The organism is Streptomyces sp. NBC_00483 (assembly GCF_036013745.1).
Classification (GTDB): domain Bacteria; phylum Actinomycetota; class Actinomycetes; order Streptomycetales; family Streptomycetaceae; genus Streptomyces.
The window spans coordinates 5,660,013-5,679,156 of record NZ_CP107880.1 but is presented as its reverse complement, the minus strand read 5'-3'; the positions used below and the strand labels follow the sequence as shown (position 1 = coordinate 5,679,156).

Below are 19,144 nucleotides of genomic sequence, written 5' to 3'. Positions count from 1 at the left end.
GAAGAACACTCCGCGGACACCCCCCGATCCTGGAATGCTGGGGGCAGGATCGAACGATCTCGGCGCGCACCGCGTCGGGACGTTCGTGCGCTGGGGGGCCGGAGAACGTGGAGGACAAGGTGCGGGTCGTCATCGCCGAGGATTCAGTGCTGCTCAGGGAGGGCCTGACCCGGTTGCTCACGGACCGCGGGCACGAGGTCGTCGCGGGCGTCGGCGACGGCGAAGCGCTGATCAAGACCATCATCGAGCTGGGGGAACAGGGACAGCTGCCCGACGTGGTCGTCGCGGACGTCCGGATGCCGCCCACGCACACGGACGAGGGTGTGCGCGCGGCGGTGCGGCTGCGGGCCCGGTTCCCCGACCTCGGGGTGCTGGTCCTGTCGCAGTACGTGGAGGAGCAGTACGCCACCGAGCTGCTCGCCGGTTCGAGCCGTGGCGTCGGGTACCTGCTCAAGGACCGGGTCGCCGAGGTGCGGGAGTTCGTGGACGCGGTGGTGCGGGTCGCCGAGGGCGGCACGGCGCTCGACCCCGAGGTGGTCGCGCAGCTGCTCGGCCGCAGCCGCAAGCAGGATGTGCTGGCGAACCTCACGCCCCGCGAGCGCGAGGTGCTCGGCCTGATGGCGGAGGGACGTACGAACTCGGCGATCGCCCGGCAGCTCGTGGTGAGCGACGGCGCGGTCGAGAAGCACGTCAGCAACATCTTCCTGAAGCTGGGGCTGTCCCAGAGTGACGGGGATCACCGCCGCGTACTGGCGGTTCTGACCTATCTGAACTCATGAGTGCCGTGATTGCCTTGATTACCTGACGCCCTGTCAGATAATGGGGGCACCACAGAACCATCGACCGACCGAGCGCGTCTCCACAGGGGGAATCACCACACAAATCGGGGCGACCCGCCGTCTCATTTGGTGGTCCACCATGCAAATCGCCTCGGGAAGGCGACCCTTACAGACGTAGGGTGGAGCCGTGGGAAGGCCGGTGGGACGGCCGTGCCCGCACAGCCGCCTCGAGGGAGGTCCAGTTCAGTGACCAGCCAGGTCAGTAGCACCACCGAGCAGGCCGACGGGACCGACAGCGCAGTTGTCGGCGGGCAGCGCACGTCGGCAGGACATTCGAGCAAGGACGTACGGCGCGTCGACCGGGTGATCATCCGGTTCGCGGGTGACTCAGGTGACGGCATGCAGCTCACGGGGGACCGCTTCACTTCTGAGACCGCGTCGTTCGGCAATGATCTCTCCACGCTGCCGAACTTCCCGGCCGAGATCCGCGCCCCCGCAGGGACGCTGCCGGGCGTGTCCTCCTTCCAACTCCACTTCGCCGACCACGACATCCTGACGCCGGGCGACGCGCCGAACGTGCTGGTGGCGATGAACCCGGCCGCGCTGAAGGCGAACATCGGGGACGTGCCGCGCGGCGCCGAAGTCATCGTCAACACCGACGAGTTCACCAAGCGGGCGATGCAGAAGGTGGGCTACGCGGAGAGCCCTCTGGAGGACGGTTCGCTCGACGGGTACCACGTGCACCCCGTGCCGCTGACGACCCTCACCGTCGAGGCGCTGAAGGAGTTCGAGCTCTCGCGCAAGGACGCGGGGCGCTCCAAGAACATGTTCGCGCTCGGCCTGCTGTCGTGGATGTACCACCGGCCGACCGAGGGCACGGAGAAGTTCCTCAAGGCCAAGTTCGCCAAGAAGCCCGAGATCATGAAGGCGAACCTCGCGGCGTTCCACGCGGGCTGGAACTTCGGTGAGACGACCGAGGACTTCGCGGTCTCCTACGAGGTCGCCCCCGCCTCCACCGCCTTCCCTCCCGGCACCTACCGCAACATCTCCGGGAACCTGGCCCTCTCGTACGGGCTGATCGCGGCCTCGAAGCAGGCGGACCTGCCGCTGTACCTGGGCTCGTACCCGATCACGCCCGCGAGCGACATCCTCCACGAGCTCAGCAAGCACAAGAACTTCGGCGTGCGCACCTTCCAGGCGGAGGACGAGATCGCCGGGATCGGTGCCGCGCTCGGTGCGGCCTTCGGCGGCAGCCTCGCCGTCACCACGACCTCAGGGCCCGGCGTCGCGCTCAAGTCCGAGACCATCGGCCTCGCCGTGAGCCTCGAACTGCCGCTGCTCGTCATCGACATCCAGCGCGGCGGCCCCTCGACCGGACTGCCGACGAAGACCGAACAGGCCGACCTGCTCCAGGCCATGTACGGGCGCAACGGCGAGGCCCCGATCCCGCTCGTCGCCCCCCGCACACCCGCCGACTGCTTCGACGCCGCGCTCGAAGCGGCCCGGATCGCCGTCACCTACCGCACCCCGGTGATGCTGCTCTCGGACGGCTACCTGGCCAACGGCTCGGAGCCCTGGCGCATCCCCGAGGTCGACGAACTCCCGGACCTGCGCGTCCAGTTCGCCTCCGGGCCGAACCACACCACCGAGGACGGCACCGAGGTCTACTGGCCGTACAAGCGCGACCCGCAGACCCTCGCACGCCCCTGGGCGATCCCCGGCACGCCGGGCCTCGAGCACCGGATCGGCGGCATCGAGAAGCAGGACGGCACGGGCAACATCTCGTACGACCCGGCCAACCACGACTTCATGGTCCGCACCCGGCAGGCGAAGATCGACGGCATCGACGTGCCCGACATCGAGGTCGACGACGCCACCGGCGAGGCCCGCACCCTCGTCCTCGGCTGGGGCTCGACGTACGGCCCGATCACGGCCGCGGTGCGTCGCCTGCGCACGGCCGGTGAGCACATCGCGCAGGCCCATCTGCGCCACCTCAACCCGTTCCCGCGGAATCTGGGTGAGGTCCTGAAGCGTTACGACAAGGTGGTGATCCCCGAGATGAACCTCGGTCAGCTCGCCACCCTCGTACGGGCGAAGTATCTGGTGGACGCGCACAGCTACAACCAGGTCAACGGAATGCCGTTCAAGGCTGAGCAGCTCGCCACCGCTCTCAAGGAGGCCATCGATGGCTGATACGCAGACCAGGGAGTCCCGGGAGGCCGGCGGCCAGGCCGCGGAAGAGGCCCCGGGGGAGACCGGGGACGGCGCTCAGACGCTTCTGTCGCTGGTTCCCAAGGCCGAGGCCAAGCAGTCCATGAAGGACTTCAAGTCCGATCAGGAAGTGCGCTGGTGCCCGGGCTGCGGCGACTACGCGGTCCTCGCCGCCGTGCAGGGCTTCATGCCCGAGCTCGGTCTGGCGAAGGAGAACATCGTCTTCGTCTCCGGGATCGGCTGCTCGTCCCGCTTCCCGTACTACATGAACACCTACGGGATGCACTCCATCCACGGCCGCGCCCCGGCCATCGCCACCGGACTCGCCTCGTCCCGGCGGGACTTGAGCGTGTGGGTCGTGACCGGTGACGGCGACGCGCTGTCCATCGGCGGCAACCACCTCATCCACGCCCTGCGCCGCAATGTGAACCTGAAGATCCTGCTGTTCAACAACCGGATCTACGGGCTCACCAAGGGCCAGTACAGCCCGACGTCCGAGGTCGGCAAGATCACCAAGTCGACGCCCATGGGCTCGCTCGACGCGCCCTTCAACCCGGTGTCGCTCGCCATCGGCGCCGAGGCGTCCTTCGTGGCCCGCACCGTCGACTCCGACCGCAAGCACCTCACGTCGGTGCTCCGTGCGGCCGCCGACCACCAGGGCACGGCGCTCGTCGAGATCTACCAGAACTGCAACATCTTCAACGACGGCGCCTTCGAGGTCCTCAAGGACAAGCAGCAGGCCGAGGAAGCCGTCATTCGCCTCGAACACGGGCAGCCGATCACCTTCGGGACCGAGGCCTCGAAGGGGGTCGTGCGCGACACGGCCACCGGCGACCTCAGCGTCGTGCCGGTCACGGAGGACAACAAGGCGGACATCCTGGTCCACGACGCCCACGCGGCGTCCCCGACCACGGCCTTCGCGCTCTCCCGGCTCGCCGACCCCGACACCCTGCACCACACCCCGATCGGCGTCCTGCGCGATGTCGAACGGCCCGTCTACGACGTGCAGATGAGCGACCAGCTCGACGCCGCGATCGAGCGGGACGGCAAGGGCGAACTGGGTGCGCTGCTCGCCGGTGGCGACACCTGGACCGTCGTGGGCTGAGCGCCCGGCAAACAGGGCGAAGTCCGGGCGCGCGGCCACCGCGCGCCCGGACTTCCTGCGTTACGCGCCGTCAGCGCGCCCCTCGTCGTACACCTCGCGCGCCGCCTTCACCTCGGGCAGTCGCCGCTCCGTCCAGTCCGCGAGCGCGCGGACCTGCGCGGCGGCCTCGCGGCCGAGTCCGGTGAGCGAGTAGTCGACACGGGGCGGGATCACGGGCTTGGCGTCGCGGTGGACGACTCCGTCGCGCTCCAGGGTCTGGAGGGTCTGCGCGAGCATCTTCTCGCTGACCCCGCCGATCTCCCGGCGCAGCTCGCTGAACCGGTACGACCGCTCCTCCAGTGCCATGAGCACGAGGACGCCCCACCGGCTGGTGACGTGCTCCAGGACCAGCCGCTGCGGGCACATACCCTCGCCGGCCGTCGTCCACTCCCGCACCCTGCTCACTGTCACGCCAGTACCTTACTTCAAAGTGGGTACTTACGAATCCTTAGTACCCGATCTACGGTGAAGGAGAACCGCCTCATCAAGGAGATTTCAGACATGAGCTTCGTCGTCACCGGTGCCACCGGCCACCTCGGCCGTCTGGTCGTCGCGCAACTGCTCGACGCGGGCGTCCCCGCCGCACGGATCGCCGCCGTCGTGCGGGACAAGGACAAGGCCGCCGACCTCGCCGACCGCGGGGTCGAGCTGCGCGTCGCCGACTACAGCGCGCCCGGGACGCTCGACGGCGCCTTCCGCGCGGGCGACCGCGTCCTGCTGGTCTCCGGCAGCGAGGTCGGGCAGCGCGTCGCCCAGCACCAGGCCGTGATCGACGCGGCGAAGACGGCCGGCGTCGAACTCCTCGCGTACACCGGAGTACTCGGCGGCCCGGACGCCGACTTCGAGCTCGCCGCCGAGCACAAGGTCACCGAGCAGGCGATCCTCGACTCCGGCCTGCCGTACACGTTCCTGCGCAACGGCTGGTACCACGAGAACTACACCGGGAACCTGGCCCCGGTCCTGGAGCACGGCGCCGTCGTGGCGAACGCGGGCGAGGGCCGAATCGCCTCCGCCTCGCGCGCCGACTACGCCGCGGCCGCCGTCGCCGTACTGACCGGCGAGGGCCACGAGAACAAGGCGTACGAGCTGAGCGGCGACGTCGCCTGGTCGCTCGCCGAGTACGCCGCCGAGGTCGGGCGGCAGTCCGGCAAGGAGATCGGCTACCGGGCCGTCACGCCCGAGCAGAACCGCGAGATCCTGCTCGGCGCGGGCCTGCCCGCCACCTTCGCCGACATCCTCGTGGGCGTGGACACCGCGATCGGGCAGGGGCTGCTCGCCCGGCAGAACGGCGACCTGACCCGCCTCATCGGCCGCCCCACCACCCCGATCGCCGACGCCATCGCCGCCGCACTGCGCTAACCCCCTTCCGGACGCCCCCGCCCCGGCACATCCGTCAGGACCGTATGGCGATACGGGCATGACGTGCGGGGCCCGGCGGCGCTACCTTCGTGGGGGCCGCCGCGGGGCTGCCGGGTGTCACGAGGGAGGGTTCATGCAGGACGGGGCGGGCACGGAGCCGAAGCCAGGGGGCCAGGGCGCGAACGAGGGGCGCATCGGGCTCCTGAACGGGTTCGCGGCGTACGGGATGTGGGGCCTCGTCCCGCTGTTCTGGCCCCTGCTCAAGCCCGCGGGCGCCGTGGAGGTCCTGGCCCACCGGATGGTGTGGGCGCTGGTCGTCGTCGGCATCGCGCTGCTCTTCGTACGGAAGTGGGGCTGGGCGCGCGAGCTGATCCGGCAGCCGAAGCGGCTGGGGCTCGTCACGATCGCCGCGACCGTGATCACGGTCAACTGGGGCGTCTACATCTGGTCCGTGAACTCCGGCCATGTCGTCGAGGCCTCGCTCGGGTACTTCATCAACCCGCTCGTCTCGATCGCGCTCGGCGTCCTGCTCCTGAAGGAACGGCTGCGGCCCGCGCAGTGGGCGGCCGTCGCGACGGGCGTCGTCGCCGTCCTGGTGCTCGCCGTCGGGTACGGGCAGCCGCCGTGGATCTCGCTGGTGCTCGCGTTCTCGTTCGGCACGTACGGGCTCGTGAAGAAGAAGGTCAACCTCAGCGGGCTCGAATCGCTCGCCGCCGAGACCGCCGTGCAGTTCCTGCCCGCGCTCGCGTACCTGGCGTGGCTGACGGCGCAGGGCCGGTCGACCTTCGGGACGGAGGGCGTGGGGCACGCCGCGCTGCTCGCGTCGTCCGGACTCATCACGGCCCTCCCGCTGGTGTGCTTCGGGGCGGCGGCGATCCGGGTGCCGCTGTCGACGCTGGGACTCCTGCAGTACCTGACGCCCGTCTTCCAGTTCCTGCTGGGGATCTGGTACTTCCACGAGGCGATGCCGGCCGAGCGGCTGGCCGGGTTCTCCCTGGTGTGGCTGGCGCTCATCCTGCTGACCTGGGACGCGCTGCGCACGGCGCGGATCAACCGGACCCGGCTGGCCCAAGCGGCCGCGGAGGCGGCGCGTCAGACGCCAACTTCCGCCCCCACGGAGGAAGTTCGGCCTATAACTGGTGCATGACCCTGCACTGGAAGCTCGTCGTCGACGCCGCCGATCCGCACAACCAGGCCGAATTCTGGGCAGCCACCCTCGGCTACGAGGTCGAGGACAACGCCGCGCTGATCGAACGGCTCCTCGGGTTCGGGGCGGTGAGCGAGGCGGACACCGTGACGCGGTGGGGGCGGCGCGCCTTCCGTGACCTGGTCGCCGTGCGCCACCCCGACGACCCGGTGGACGCGGACACCGGCACCGGGCTCGGCCGCCGGATCCTGTTCCAGCGGGTGCCCGAGGCCAAGAGCGGCAAGAACCGGCTGCACATCGACGTACACGCCGAGGCCGGGCAGCGGGCGGCCGAGGCCGAGCGGCTCACCGGCCTCGGCGCGCGCGTCCTGAACGAGGTGAAGTCGCAGGGCGGGGAGTGGCTGGTGATGGCCGACCCCGAGGGGAACGAGTTCTGCATCCAGTGACCCGGTGCGGCAGACCCCACCCGGCCGTCCGCCGACCCGTCGGCCCGCCGGGTGGTCACCAACTCTTCGCTGAATCCACCCTGTTCACCTCGTAGCGCTCCTTCTAACCGCCGGTAACGTGTGTTCGAACCTCTGGGCGGTCGATGCCGATGTCGCGTCCCGCCCGCGCCTGAAGCCACTCGTTCTGCTCCTGGAGGAGCCTTGACCTACGCACGCCTCCTGGGCGCCTGCACCGCACCGCGTCCGGCCCACGGGGGCGGTGCGTGATGGGGGACTTCACCGGCGGACTCGTGATCGCCCTGCTCCTGTTCCTCCTCTTCATCGGCGCCTGCCTGTTCCTGTCGATGTGGGCCAGCCCCGATCTCCGCGTCGGGGACGAGTTCTTCCGCGTCGGCGAGAACAAGCGGCTCGGCACCCGCCTGACCGGGTTCGCCTACTCCGGCGACATCGCGAACGCCGCCGCCGTCATGTACCTCGTCGGGGTCGTCGCCGTGGCCGGCGGGGACGGCCTGTTCGTCGCCCTGGCCGCGGCACTGTCCCCGCTGCTGATGCGGCAGTGGCTGGCGAAGCGCCTCGCGGGCGTCGGCGGACGCTCGTTCGGCGAGACCGTCGCCCGCCATCTGCCGCCGGGGCCCGGCCGCCGCGCCGCCGGTTTCGCCATGCTGGCCGCGACGGTGCCGCTGCTGACCGCCCAGTTCCAGCCCCTCGGCGACACGGCCCAGATGGTCGGCATCACCGACCTCAGGACCCGGCAGCTGCTCATCGTGCTCATGGGCGCGCTGATCGTCTCCTGCGCGGCGATCGGCGCCACCCGCGGCGCGACCGTGCTGCAGATGGCCAAGATGGCCGGTCTGGTGATCATCGCCCCGCTCCTCGGCCTGCTCGTCCTGATCAGGTTCGGCGGCAGCTTCGGCGCGATCTTCGACGCCGCCGACCGGCAGCGGTCCGGCTCGGCCGGCTATCTGGAGCTGGGCCAGCTCTTCGGCGACGGCCCCGTCGGCTTCGTCGATCTCGCCGCGTTCTGCCTCTGCGTGCTGACCGGCGCGGCCTTCATGCCGTACCTCATCGCGCGCTTCACCGACGCCCCGAAGCCGGCCGACGCACGCCGCATCGCGGGCGTCGGCTTCGCCGTCATCGGCCCCATGTGCGCCGCGGCCGCCCTCATCGGCTTCGGCGCGGCGGCCCTCGTGCCGCAGGAGAAGCTGGTCGCGCAGGGGCAGTTCGGCGGAAACATCATCGCCCGCCTCGCCATCGCCCTGGACGGAGGGGAGGACGGGCTCGGCAAGTGGCTGCTGTTCGTGCTCTGCGCCACCTTCCTGATGGTCCTCGCCGCTGCCGCCGTCCTCCTGCTCTCCGCGGCCGCCTCCGTCGTCCGCGACCTCAGTGCGGGCGGTGCGGTGGCCAAGCCGGAAGGGCTCAAGGCCGACGGCACGACGAGCGTCAGCGCGGGCCGCGCCCGTCTCACCATGGTCACCATCGGCGGCGTGAGCATTCTGCTCGCCGCCCTCACCCCCGACGTCAGCCCACAGTTCTGGCTGATCCTGTCCTACACCGTGACGACCTCGACGGTCCTCCCGCTCGTCATCCACGGGCTGCGCAGCGACCGCCCCATGTCCGCGGCGGCCATGAAGCGCTGCGTCTACGGAAGCACGGCGGCGATCCTGATCGTCACCTTCTTCTCCCCCTCGGTGTCGGGCACGCCGTACGCGCTCTTCCCCGACCTGGACTGGAACTTCTGGCCGTTCCACTCCTCCGTGCTGGTGGGCGCACCCGTCGGCTTCCTGCTCGCCCGGCCGCGGCGCGGCGACCGTCCGGCACGGGGCGCCGCCGCGGCCCAGGAGCGGGCCGAGGCCCCCTACGCCACCAGGGCCGGCTGACCGGATCCCCCGGCGCGGTTCACGACGTGATGTCCTTCGCCGTGAACCGCGCCCATGCGGCGGAGCCGAACACCGCCGCGTACAGGGCCTGAAGTTCAAGGTTCTTGACCACGTCGTCCCAGTAGACGGGCGCTCGCATCAGGTCGGCGAAGGACAGCCACTGGTGCGAGAACAGGTAGGGCTGGATCGCGTGCAGCTGCGGGATCTGGTCGAGGATCTGGACGGTGATCAGCAGGCCCACCGTCGTCGCCATCGCCGCGATACCGCTGCCGGTGAGCGTCGAGATGAACAGCCCGACGGCCGCGATGCCGACCAGGGACGCCGCGACCACGAGCGCGATCAGGAAGGCCCGCCACAGCCCTTCGCCGAAGCCGATCCGGGTGCCGGAGATGGTGACCACGTCGCCGAGCGGGAACAGCAGCAGCCCGGTGACGAGCGCGGAGACCGCCACCACCAGCGTCGCCAGCAGACAGAAGGCCAGCACGGTCGCGTATTTGGTGAGCAGCAGGCGGGTCCGGCCCGCGGGGGCGACCAGCAGATAGCGCAACGTCCCGGCGCTCGCCTCGCCCGCCACGGCGTCACCCGCGACGACGCCGACCGACATGGGCAGGAAGAACGGCAGCGTCGCGGCGAGCGCCGTGAACACCAGGAACAGTCCGTTGTTCGTGATCTGCGCGATGAACGCGGGCCCCCCTCCCCCGCCGGCCGCCCCGTCCCCGCTCGTCTCGATCTTCACGGCGACACCGATCAGGATCGGCACGCCTGCGAGGACCGCGAGCAGCGCGAGCGTGCGCCAGCGGCGCAGGGTCACGGTCAGCTCGCTGCGCAGCAGGCCGAGCGTCCACAGAGGGTTCGCCGGTGCCGCGCCCATCGTCTCAACCCGCGACATCGAAGCCCTCCCCCGTCAGCGCGACGAACGCGTCCTCAAGGGAGGCCCGCTCGACGCCGAAGCCGCGCACGCGCACGCCCGCAGCGACCAGTGCCGTGTTCAGATCCGCCAAGTCCGTTTCGGGAGGAGGTGGTTCGGCCGTGACGCGCTCGTCCTCCAGGTCGAGGACCGTGAGGCCGTGCTCCTTGAGGACGCGGGCGGCGTCGGCCGGGTCCGGGGTGGTGACGGCGAGCTTTCCGCGTACTCCGGCGGCCAGTTCGGCGACAGGCCCCTGGGTGAGGAGGCGGCCCTTCGCCATCACCGCGGCGTGCGTGCAGACCTGCTCGATCTCGTCGAGAAGGTGGGACGACAGGAAAACGGTGGTGCCGTCGGAGGCCAACTCCCGCACCAGGCTTCTGATTTCGCGCATGCCCTGCGGGTCGAGGCCGTTCGTCGGCTCGTCGAGTACGAGCAGCCGTCGCGGTGTGAGCAGGGCCGAGGCGAGGCCGAGCCGCTGCTTCATGCCGAGCGAGTACGCCTTCGCCTTCTTGCCCGCCGCGGCCGTCAGGCCCACCCGGTCGAGGGCCTCGCCGACCCGCTCCTTGCGGGTGCGGGGGTCGGCGGTCGGGTCGGCGGAGTCGTAGCGCAGCAGGTTGTCCCGGCCGCTGAGGAAGCCGTACAGGGCGGGCCCCTCGATCAGCGCGCCCACCTGCGGCAGCACAGTCCGCACCGCGCGCGGCATGGGTCGGCCGAGGACGCGTGCGGCCCCCGAGGTCGGCTCGATCAGGCCCATCAGCATCCGGATGGTCGTGGTCTTGCCGGAGCCGTTCGGCCCGAGGAAGCCGAAGACGGCGCCCGGCGGGACACTCAGACTGAGCCCGTCGACGGCGAGCTGCCCGCCCCGGTACCGCTTGCTGAGCTCCCGCGTCTCGATGACCGGTTGCTCTTCCATGCCCCTCCTCCGCATACGAGTGAGGGGGCGGTGCGCACCGCCCCCTCACCGTGAATCACCGCTGGTTCAGCCCGCGTTCGCCGCCTTCACCAGCGCGTCCTTGGTGACCGCACCTGCGTACGCCTTCCCGTCCTCGGTGACCAGTACGTTCACGAGGCGGGTCGAGTACACGGTGCCGGAGCCGAACTCGCCCTTCACCTGGTCGCCCAGGGAGTTCAGGAACTTCTGCGCGTCGGGCGGCACCTCGGCCGAGCCCTTGCCCGCGGCCAGGCCACTGGCCTCCTTCGGCAGCTTCAGTTCGGCGATCGAGGTCCAGCCCTTGCCGATGACGTTTACGTCGTCGAGGCCGCCGGCCTTCAGCTTGTCGGCCTTGAGGTCCTTGGGCATGGCCCCGCGCTCGCTGCGCTGCGTCTTCGCCAGCTCGTCCGCCTCGGTGACCTTCGTGCCCTTCGACGGCTTGAAGTCGAAGGTGGACGCGGCCGGCTTCGCGAAGTCGACCTTGGTGAAGCCCGCGTCGACCACGGCCGCGCCGCCGCCCGCCGGGGTCAGGCTGAACTTGAGCGGCGTACCGGTCTTCGCGTCCACGGACACGGTGACCGCGCCGACCGTCGAACCGGACTGCTTCGGCTTGATCTGCAGCCGGTACGCGTCCCGGCCCGCGACCTGCGAGGTGCCGTCGACCGTGAACGACGTGGTGTCGCCGCCGGCCTTCAGGATCTCGTCCGTGAGCTCCTTCGGCGTCGCCGGAACGCCCTTCGGGGCCTTCTTCGCGTGGTCGCCCGAGCCGTCGGAGTGCGCGCCCTGCTTCTGCGTCGCGTGGTACGCCTCGTCCGACTTGCTGTCGTAGGCCCACACGTCGTCGCCGTTGTGGATCACGCTGTACTCGGACGCGTCGTCGAGGATCGACAGCTTCTGCCGGTCCGCGCCGTCCGCCGCGACGCGCAGCGTGTGCGAGCCGGTGGCCAGCTCGGTCAGCTTCGACTGCGGGTCGGCAGAGGACTTGCCGCCCCCTCGCTCCCCGCCGCCCATGAGGCCGCCGCCCGCGGCGCCGCCGAGCGAGGGCAGGCCCAGATCCGTCTGGATCTTCACGGTGCCGGAGAGCTGCTCGGTGTCCGACTTGGCGATCTTCTCGATGAGCTGTCGCGCGGTGATGTCGGGAAGGTCCGGGTCGCCGGAGTCGGCGAGCGCCGGAACGAGCCCGATCGTCGCCGCGGCCAACCCCACCACGGCCACGGGGACCGCGTAGCGCACGGCCTTGCGGCGCCGCGCGGCGCTCTCGCTGTCTTCGGATGCGTACGGTGCCATGTTCTTGCCCTACCTCCGTGATCGGCGGCGGCTTACCGTCCTGTGCACTCGTCCAGTTTGCGTCCACCCCAAGCCGCCATTCTCACCCGGATTGGTCTGGAGTGGTGTACCCAATCTGACCAAACCGGCCACAAGGAAGCGTCAGACCCCGGGATCAACTCCGCGTACGTCTACGGGATGACACATCGCGGCGGCGCCACCCCCGACCCGTAGGGGGCGACGCCGCCGACCGCTGTACGTGGATCGGGCGTGCTCAGCCGTTCACGAACACGTAGTCCGCCTTGTAGGGCACGCCCACGATCGCCCCGAGGTCACAGCTGCCCGAAGGGGCCACGCCGCCCACGGTGTTGAGGCGCAGGATCTCGGCGGTGTCCGCGAGCAGCCCGTGCGACTTGCCCGACTGGGTGGCCTTGAGGTCCAGTTCGGCGATGTTGCCGTCGCCGTTGGGAGTCCGGGAGACGACCGCCCCGGTCACGGCACTTCCGTCGGCCGCCACCCACTGCGGCACACCGGAGTTGGGCGCGGTGAACGAGTGCCGGATGTGCCCCGCGAGCACGGCGCTCACATCGCGCTGCGCGAAGGCCGCCTTTCCGGTGGCGGGGTCCGTCCTGCACTCGTAGATCTGCCGGCCGCGCACCACGGAGGCCTGGAAGTTGTCGAGGGCGTGGTCGAAGTCGGTCGGTTCGGTGACCCGGTGGAGCTGCCCGCGGACCGCGCCCTTGGGGAACGCGGCCGTGTGCAGATTGGCGTAGAAGGCACCGGGGTCCGTGGTGAGCCGCCCGAGGAGCGCGGTGTCCTTGACGGTGACGCTGCCCGTGACGCGGTGCCCCTTGGCGTCCCCGAGCACCTTGGTGAAGTCGACCCGTACGTCGCCGTTCGCCCCCTTGGCGCCCTCGTGCAGGTGCAGGGCCGTCGGCTTCCCGACCCCCTGCCACTTCACCGCCACGGACACCTGGTCACCCTTGACCCGTACGAACTCCAGGGCGACGCCGTCCCTGTCTCCGGCGGGCACTTCGTTGGCGCCGTTGAGGCTGGTGGCGAGGACGGTCCCGGTGCCGTCCGGTTCCGCGGCGAGGGCCTGCGGGGCGGCGAGCCCGGTGACGGCGGCGGCGCCGACGACCGCGGAGACCGCGATCATGCGTGTACCCAGTGTGCCCATGTTCAGTTCTCCCCCTGTCGACCCGACGCCCACCGCGTCGGCCTTCGGGGGAGATACGGCCGGGGCCCGGCTCACACTCAGCCAATTCAGGCCAGAGCCCCGCAACCGGCGGATTCAGCCCGCCCGATGCACCACCGCGTCGCACAGCTCCACCATCGCCGCCTTCGCCTCGCACTCCCGCAAAGGCGCCAACGCCGACCTCGCCTCCTCCGCGTAGCGAACCGTGTCGCGGCGGGCCTGCTCCAGCGCCGGGTGAACCCGAAGCCGCGAAACCGCCTCCGCGAGCCGGTCGTCGTCGCCGAGGTCGGAGTCGAGGAGCTCGACCAGCTCCTTGTCCTCGGCGAGACCGAGCCGCTCGGCCCGCTCGCGCAGCCGCAGGACCGGCAGCGTGGCGATGCCCTCGCGCAGATCGGTACCGGGCGTCTTCCCGGACTCGTGCGAGTCGGAGGCGATGTCCAGCACGTCGTCCGCCAGCTGGAAGGCGACGCCGAGCCGCTCCCCGTACTGGGTCAGCACGTCGACCACGGTCTCGTCGGCCCCGGACATCATCGCGCCGAAGCGGCAGGCCACGGCGATGAGCGAGCCGGTCTTGCCGCCGAGCACGTCCAGATAGTGGTCGACCGGGTCCCGCCCGTCGGCCGGTCCCGCGGTCTCCAGGATCTGGCCGGTGACCAGCCGCTCGAACGCCTCCGCCTGGATCCGGACCGCGTCCGGGCCCAGGTCGGCGAGGATGTGCGAGGCGCGCGCGAAGAGAAAGTCGCCGGTGAGCACGGCCACCGAGTTGCCCCAGCGCTGATTGGCGCTCGGCACCCCGCGCCGCACGTCCGCCTCGTCCATCACGTCGTCGTGGTAGAGCGTCGCGAGGTGCGTGAGCTCGACGACGACGGCGGAGGGCACGATGCCCGGCGCATACGGGTCGCCGAACTGGGCCGCGAGGGTCACGAGCAGCGGCCTGAACCGCTTGCCCCCGGCGCGCACCAGGTGCTGGGCGGCCTCCGTGATGAAGGGAACCTCGCTCTTGGTGGCTTCGAGCAGTCCCTCCTCGACAGCCGCCAAACCAGCCTGAACATCAGCCTCGAGGGCCTGGTCCCGCACGCTCAGACCGAAAGTCCCGACGACGGTCACGAGAGGTTCTCCTGTCTGCTGACGATCACGACGCTCACATGGCGAACTCGGTCGATCATTCGGTCGATGACACGGTTTGTCGATGTGTCGCTGCCATCACTCAAGTCAGCGTATCCGGTCGCGTTTCGATCACAGGTGGCACCTGCCCGAACAACCCGGACCAGGCGGCTTCGCGACACCACCGGTATGTTCTTGATCAGCACAGACGACCTGGAGTACGCACTTTGTCCCGCACCGAGAACGACACGGGCACCACGCCACCCCCTGGTGACGACACGGCCTTCTTCGGCCAACCGAGGGGTCTGCTGACGCTGTCCGGCCTGGAGGTCTGGGAACGGTTCTCGTTCCTCGGCATGCAGGCCATCCTCGTCCTGTACTTCGCCGACACCGTCGCGCACGGCGGCATGGGCATGGACCCCGGCAACGCGGCCTCGGTCTCGGCGGCGTACGGCACGCTCGTCTACCTCGTCTCGGTCGCGGGCGGCTGGCTCGCCGACCGGATCCTCGGCTCGTACCGCGCCGTCCTGTGGGGCGGCATCCTCATCGCCTGCGGACATTACTCGATGGCGGTGCCGACACCCACGATGACGTGGGTCGGGCTCGGCCTGATCAGTGCCGGTACCGGCCTGCTCAAGCCGAATGTCGCCTCGATGGTCGGCAAGCTGTACCGGACCGACGACCAGCGCCGTGACGCCGGCTTCGCCCTGTACTACATGGGCATCAACATCGGCGCCTTCGCCGGGCCGCTGATCACCGGCTGGCTCGGCGACCACAAGGGCTGGCACTGGGGCTTCTCGGCCGCCGCCATCGGCATGACGTTCGGCCTGATCCAGTACGTCGCCGGACGCCGTCACCTGGCCGGGCGCACGGAGGCCGCCGAGTACGCGCTGCCGCCCGAGGGGATGCGCCGGGCGGTGCGGCTGATGATCGCGGGCGCCGTCGTGGTGGCCGCGCTCGCGGTGGTCCTGGCCCTGGCCGGGTGGCTGACCATGGGCCGCTTCGTCGACGTCCTCACGTACATCTCGGTGATCGCGCCGATCGTGTACTTCGTGGTGATGTTCAAGAGCCCGCGGGTCACGGCGGAGGAACGCGGCCGCCTCAGGCCCTATCTGGTCCTCTTCATCGCCTCGGTCGCCTTCAACTTCATTCTGTTCCAGGCGTACTCGACGATGATGCTGCTGGCCTCGACGAACGCCGAGTCGACCATCCTCGGCTTCGACTTCCCCACCAGCTGGTACGCCTCCGCGCTCGGCGCCTTCGAGGTACTGCTCGCCCCGGTCGTGGCAGGCCTGTGGGTGCGGATGGGCAAGCGTCAGCCGCACGCCTCCAACAAGATCGCGATCGGCGTGATCCTGGGCGGCCTGTCGTTCCTGCTGATGGCGCTGCCGACGTCCGGCCACAGCAGTGACACGTACAAGATGGCGGCCTGGTGGATCGTCGGCTCGTATCTGCTGCTCGGGCTCGGCGACATCCTCGTCGAGACGTCCGGCATGTCCGCGACGACCAAGCTCGCCCCACAGGCCTTCGCCAGCCAGACCATGGCCCTGTGGTTCCTCTCGCTCGCACTTGCGAACGGGATCCAGGCCCAGGTCGTCAAGCTCTACGGCGAGGTCTCGAACCCCGCCTACTTCGGCGTCAACGGCGCCATCGCGGTCGCGGTCGGTATCGCCGTGATCGCCCTGGCGCCCTGGCTGCGCCGCACCATGCACCCCGTTCACTGAGGTTTCCCCATGACTCCCACGACCCCCCAGCCGAATTCGCCGACGATCCGGACCGAGTTCCCCTTCGGAACGGTCCGCGAGGACATCCGCGTACCCCTGTCGGACGGGACGACGCTCTTCGCCCGCGTATGGCGTCCCGTGACCGACGATCCCGTGCCGGTCCTCCTCGAATACCTCCCGTACCGGGCCTCCGACTGGACGGCGCCGCGCGACTGGCAGCGGCACCCCTGGTACGCGGGCCATGGCTACGCCTCCGTGCGCGTGGACGTGCGCGGGCACGGCAACAGCGAGGGCATGCCGACCGACGAGTACTCCGAGACGGAGCTCGCCGACGGCGTCGAGGTCGTGAACTGGCTCGCCGCGCAGCCCTGGTCCTCCGGCAAGGTCGGCATGTTCGGCATCTCCTGGGGCGGCTTCAACTCCCTCCAGATCGCGGCCCTCGCCCCCGAGCCGCTGAAGGCGATCGTGACCGTCTGCTCGGCGGACGACCGCTACGACAACGACGTGCACTACATGGGCGGCTCCGTGCTCGCCGTGGACATGCACGCGTGGGCGGCGACGATGCTCGCGTTCGTGTCGCGCCCGCCGGACCCGAAGTACGTCGGGGACGCCTGGAAGGACATGTGGACGAAGCGCCTCGACGCCGTCGACCCGTTCATCCACACGTGGCTCGACCACCAGACCCGCGACGACTACTGGCGGCACGGCAGCGTCTGCGAGGACTACTCCGCGATCAAGGCGGGCGTGCTCGCGGTCGGCGGCTGGCACGACCCGTACCGGGACACGGTGCTGCGGCTCGCGGAGCACCTCCCCGACGAGCAGATGCGCGGCATCATCGGCCCCTGGTCGCACCAGTACCCGGACCGCGGGCTGCCGCCGGGCCCGGCCATCGGCTTCCTCCAGGAGACGCTGCGCTGGTGGGACCACTGGCTGAAGGGCGAGGAGACGGGCGTCATGTCCGAGCCCAAGCTCCGCTCGTACATCAGCGACTCGCACCCGCCGGCGACCGTCTACGAGCAGCTGCCGGGCCGCTGGGTCGGCGAGCCGTCCTGGCCGTCCCCGAACGTCTCCCCCGTCCGGTACGCGCTCCAGGGCCCGGCCCAGATCGTGCGTTCGCCGCAGCACACGGGCCTCGACGCGGGCCGCTTCTTCCCGTTCGGGAACGACGCGGACCTGCCGCCCGACCAGCGCGAGGAGGACGCGAAGTCGGCGTGCTTCGAGTTCGAGGTGCCGCAGGACGTACAGGTGCTCGGCCGGCCGCGCGTGACGCTGCGGCTGACGTGCCCGGTGGAACGCGGACAGGTCGTGGCGCGGGTGTGCGACGTGGCGCCGGACGGCTCCTCGACGCTGGTGACGCGCGGCGTCCTCAACCTGTCCTCCCGACACGGACGCGATCAGAACGTGCCGTGGGAGCCGGGGACGACGGAGGACGTGACGTTCGACCTGAACGGCATCGGCCACGCCTTCCCCGCCGGGCACCGCATCCGGCTCGCGGTCTCGTCCGCGTACTGGCCGTGGATCTGGCCGCAGGCCGGTTCGGAGGCCGGGTTCACGCTCGACCCGGTGGGCAGCGCGCTGGAACTCCCGGTGCGCGGCGCCGAACCGGGCGGTGACATCGCCTTCGCCGGCCCCGAGCAGTCGGAGCCGCTCGGGGTGGTCTACCCGGAGACGCTGGAGGGCCCGCGCCCGGAACGCCTCGTCGTACGGGACGTCGCGGCGGGCGAGTGGCGCATGGAGGTCGACCCGCGCTACGGCGGCACGCGCCTGTACCCGGACGGCCTGGAGTTCACCGAGGACGCGCTGGAGACGTACGTCATCAACGAGTCCGACCCCCTGTCGGCCCGCACCCGCTCCGACTGGACGATCCGCCTGCACCGCCCGGACCAGGCCTGGGACGCCCACGTCGAAACCCACTCCGAAATCACCTGCACGGCAACGGAGTTCGTCACGTCGAGCGAGGTGATCTGCCGGGACGGGGACGAGGTGGTGTTCCACCGGACGTGGGAGAAGCGCATTCCGCGGACGGCGGGGTAGCAATTCCAGCCCCTCCGGCGCTTGAGCTTTTCCAGCCCCGCCGGCGTTTGAGGCGCGGGGTCCGGGGCGGAGCCCCGTGGCGTGGGTCCGTCAGGCCAGCAGCCTGTCCAGGACCACCGCCACCCCGTCCTCCTCATTCGACGAAGTCACCTCGTCGGCGACCGCCTTGAGCTCGGGATGCGCGTTGGCCACGGCGACGCCCCGCCCCGCCCACGCGAACATCGGCACATCGTTCGGCATATCGCCGAAGGCAATCGTGCCGGCGGCTCCCACACCGAGCCGCTCCGCGGCCAGGCTGAGCCCCGTCGCCTTCGTCACGCCCCGCGGCTGCAACTCGACCGTCCCGGGCCCGGACATCGTGACGATGGCGAGCGGCCCCACCGCGGCTCTCGCCACCGCCGCCAACTCGTCGTCGGACAGCGACGGGTGGCGCAGCAGCACCTTGCTGATCGGCTCGGCCCAGAGCGCCGCGCGCCCCCGGACCCGTACCGCCGGCAGCGTCGGATGCGGCATGAGGTAGCCGGGCTCGATGAGCGTGAGGCCCTCCACCCCGTCCTGGTCGACAGCCGCGTACACCTGTCCGACCTCGGCCTCGATCTTCCCGAGGGCCTGCTCGGCGAGGTCCCGGTCGATCGTCAGCGACCACAGCAGCCGGTCCCGCACGCCGTCGTACAGCTGCGCCCCCTGCGCGCACACGGCGAGTCCGCTCCCGCCGAGGTCGTCGAGGATCGGCTTCACGCGGGGCGCGGGCCGCCCCGTCACCACGATGTGCCGGGCGCCCGCGGCGACGGCCGCCGCCAGGGCGTCGCGGGTCCGGTCGGAGACCGTGTCGTCGGCGCGCAGCAGCGTGCCGTCCAGGTCAGTGGCGATGAGTGCATATGCGGGTGCGGACATGATCCGAAGAATACGGACCGGCCGTCCCCCCGACCCGTCGAGTACCGGCCGCCCTGGCAAGGTACGGCCGGTCACGACGTGGTCGTGTCATCTGTTCGGGTTACACCCCGGATCGGTCAACCG

16 protein-coding genes are annotated in these 19,144 nt (G+C 70.5%); 9 read left to right on the top strand and 7 right to left on the bottom strand.

Annotated elements, in window-relative coordinates; genetic code table 11:
• The first annotated feature begins 119 nt into the window (after positions 1-119).
• The 3 genes from OHA73_RS25465 (at position 120) to OHA73_RS25455 (ending at position 4,095) form a co-directional block, all read left to right on the top strand.
• Positions 120-779, top strand: a complete 660-nt coding sequence (locus tag OHA73_RS25465) for a response regulator transcription factor (protein WP_323179676.1) — start codon at positions 120-122, stop codon at positions 777-779.
• A gap of 246 nt (positions 780-1,025) precedes the next feature.
• On the top strand, positions 1,026-2,972 hold the full coding sequence (locus OHA73_RS25460; protein WP_266712944.1) for a 2-oxoacid:acceptor oxidoreductase subunit alpha: 1,947 nt from the start codon (positions 1,026-1,028) through the stop codon (positions 2,970-2,972).
• Between the two features lie 121 nt (positions 2,973-3,093).
• Positions 3,094-4,095, top strand: a complete 1,002-nt coding sequence (locus OHA73_RS25455) for a 2-oxoacid:ferredoxin oxidoreductase subunit beta (protein ID WP_266718786.1) — start codon at positions 3,094-3,096, stop codon at positions 4,093-4,095.
• Positions 4,096-4,155: 60 nt separating this feature from the next.
• Here OHA73_RS25455 and OHA73_RS25450 read toward each other — a convergent pair whose 3' ends face one another.
• Positions 4,156-4,500 carry a winged helix-turn-helix transcriptional regulator gene (locus tag OHA73_RS25450; RefSeq protein WP_266718784.1) on the bottom strand — a complete coding sequence of 115 codons (345 nt, stop codon included), beginning with the start codon at positions 4,498-4,500 and terminating at the stop codon, positions 4,156-4,158.
• A gap of 135 nt (positions 4,501-4,635) precedes the next feature.
• Here OHA73_RS25450 and OHA73_RS25445 point away from each other — a divergent pair, with 135 nt between their 5' ends.
• The 4 genes from OHA73_RS25445 to OHA73_RS25430 all read left to right on the top strand — a co-directional run bounded on the left by OHA73_RS25445 (position 4,636) and on the right by OHA73_RS25430 (position 8,963).
• Positions 4,636-5,493 (top strand): SDR family oxidoreductase, encoded by an 858-nt coding sequence (locus OHA73_RS25445; protein ID WP_327656212.1) that lies wholly within the window; start codon positions 4,636-4,638, stop codon positions 5,491-5,493.
• 133 nt (positions 5,494-5,626) lie between these two features.
• Entirely contained in the window at positions 5,627-6,640 is a 1,014-nt protein-coding gene (rarD, locus tag OHA73_RS25440; protein ID WP_266712942.1) for an EamA family transporter RarD, read from the top strand.
• Positions 6,637-7,086: a VOC family protein gene (locus OHA73_RS25435; protein ID WP_266712941.1), complete on the top strand. Its 450-nt coding sequence runs from the start codon at positions 6,637-6,639 to the stop codon at positions 7,084-7,086. The genes rarD and OHA73_RS25435 overlap by 4 nt, the downstream gene beginning before the upstream one ends.
• A gap of 266 nt (positions 7,087-7,352) precedes the next feature.
• Positions 7,353-8,963 carry a hypothetical protein gene (locus OHA73_RS25430; protein WP_267069541.1) on the top strand — a complete coding sequence of 537 codons (1,611 nt, stop codon included), beginning with the start codon at positions 7,353-7,355 and terminating at the stop codon, positions 8,961-8,963.
• A 19-nt stretch (positions 8,964-8,982) separates the two neighbouring features.
• Here OHA73_RS25430 and OHA73_RS25425 read toward each other — a convergent pair whose 3' ends face one another.
• The 5 genes from OHA73_RS25425 to OHA73_RS25405 all read right to left on the bottom strand — a co-directional run bounded on the left by OHA73_RS25425 (position 8,983) and on the right by OHA73_RS25405 (position 14,372).
• Complete coding sequence (locus OHA73_RS25425; RefSeq protein ID WP_267069542.1) at positions 8,983-9,852, bottom strand: ABC transporter permease; 870 nt, start codon at positions 9,850-9,852, stop codon at positions 8,983-8,985.
• Entirely contained in the window at positions 9,839-10,783 is a 945-nt protein-coding gene (locus tag OHA73_RS25420) for an ABC transporter ATP-binding protein (RefSeq protein ID WP_267069543.1), read from the bottom strand. The genes OHA73_RS25425 and OHA73_RS25420 overlap by 14 nt, the downstream gene beginning before the upstream one ends.
• Positions 10,784-10,849: 66 nt before the next feature.
• Positions 10,850-12,088 carry a LolA family protein gene (locus OHA73_RS25415; RefSeq protein ID WP_327656211.1) on the bottom strand — a complete coding sequence of 413 codons (1,239 nt, stop codon included), beginning with the start codon at positions 12,086-12,088 and terminating at the stop codon, positions 10,850-10,852.
• Positions 12,089-12,341: 253 nt separating this feature from the next.
• Complete coding sequence (locus tag OHA73_RS25410) at positions 12,342-13,247, bottom strand: CHRD domain-containing protein (RefSeq protein WP_327656210.1); 906 nt, start codon at positions 13,245-13,247, stop codon at positions 12,342-12,344.
• Between the two features lie 114 nt (positions 13,248-13,361).
• Positions 13,362-14,372 carry a polyprenyl synthetase family protein gene (locus OHA73_RS25405; protein WP_267069546.1) on the bottom strand — a complete coding sequence of 337 codons (1,011 nt, stop codon included), beginning with the start codon at positions 14,370-14,372 and terminating at the stop codon, positions 13,362-13,364.
• 224 nt (positions 14,373-14,596) lie between these two features.
• On the opposite strand from OHA73_RS25405, the gene OHA73_RS25400 reads away from it, so the two are divergent.
• Both OHA73_RS25400 and OHA73_RS25395 read left to right on the top strand, forming a co-directional pair.
• Entirely contained in the window at positions 14,597-16,093 is a 1,497-nt protein-coding gene (locus OHA73_RS25400; protein ID WP_267069547.1) for a peptide MFS transporter, read from the top strand.
• Positions 16,094-16,102: 9 nt separating this feature from the next.
• Positions 16,103-18,127, top strand: coding sequence for a CocE/NonD family hydrolase (locus OHA73_RS25395; protein WP_327656209.1), 2,025 nt, complete (start codon positions 16,103-16,105; stop codon positions 18,125-18,127).
• Positions 18,128-18,217: 90 nt separating this feature from the next.
• On the opposite strand, the gene OHA73_RS25390 is transcribed toward OHA73_RS25395, so the two are convergent.
• Entirely contained in the window at positions 18,218-19,021 is an 804-nt protein-coding gene (locus OHA73_RS25390) for an HAD family hydrolase (protein ID WP_327656208.1), read from the bottom strand.
• Between the last annotated feature and the right edge of the window lie 123 nt (positions 19,022-19,144).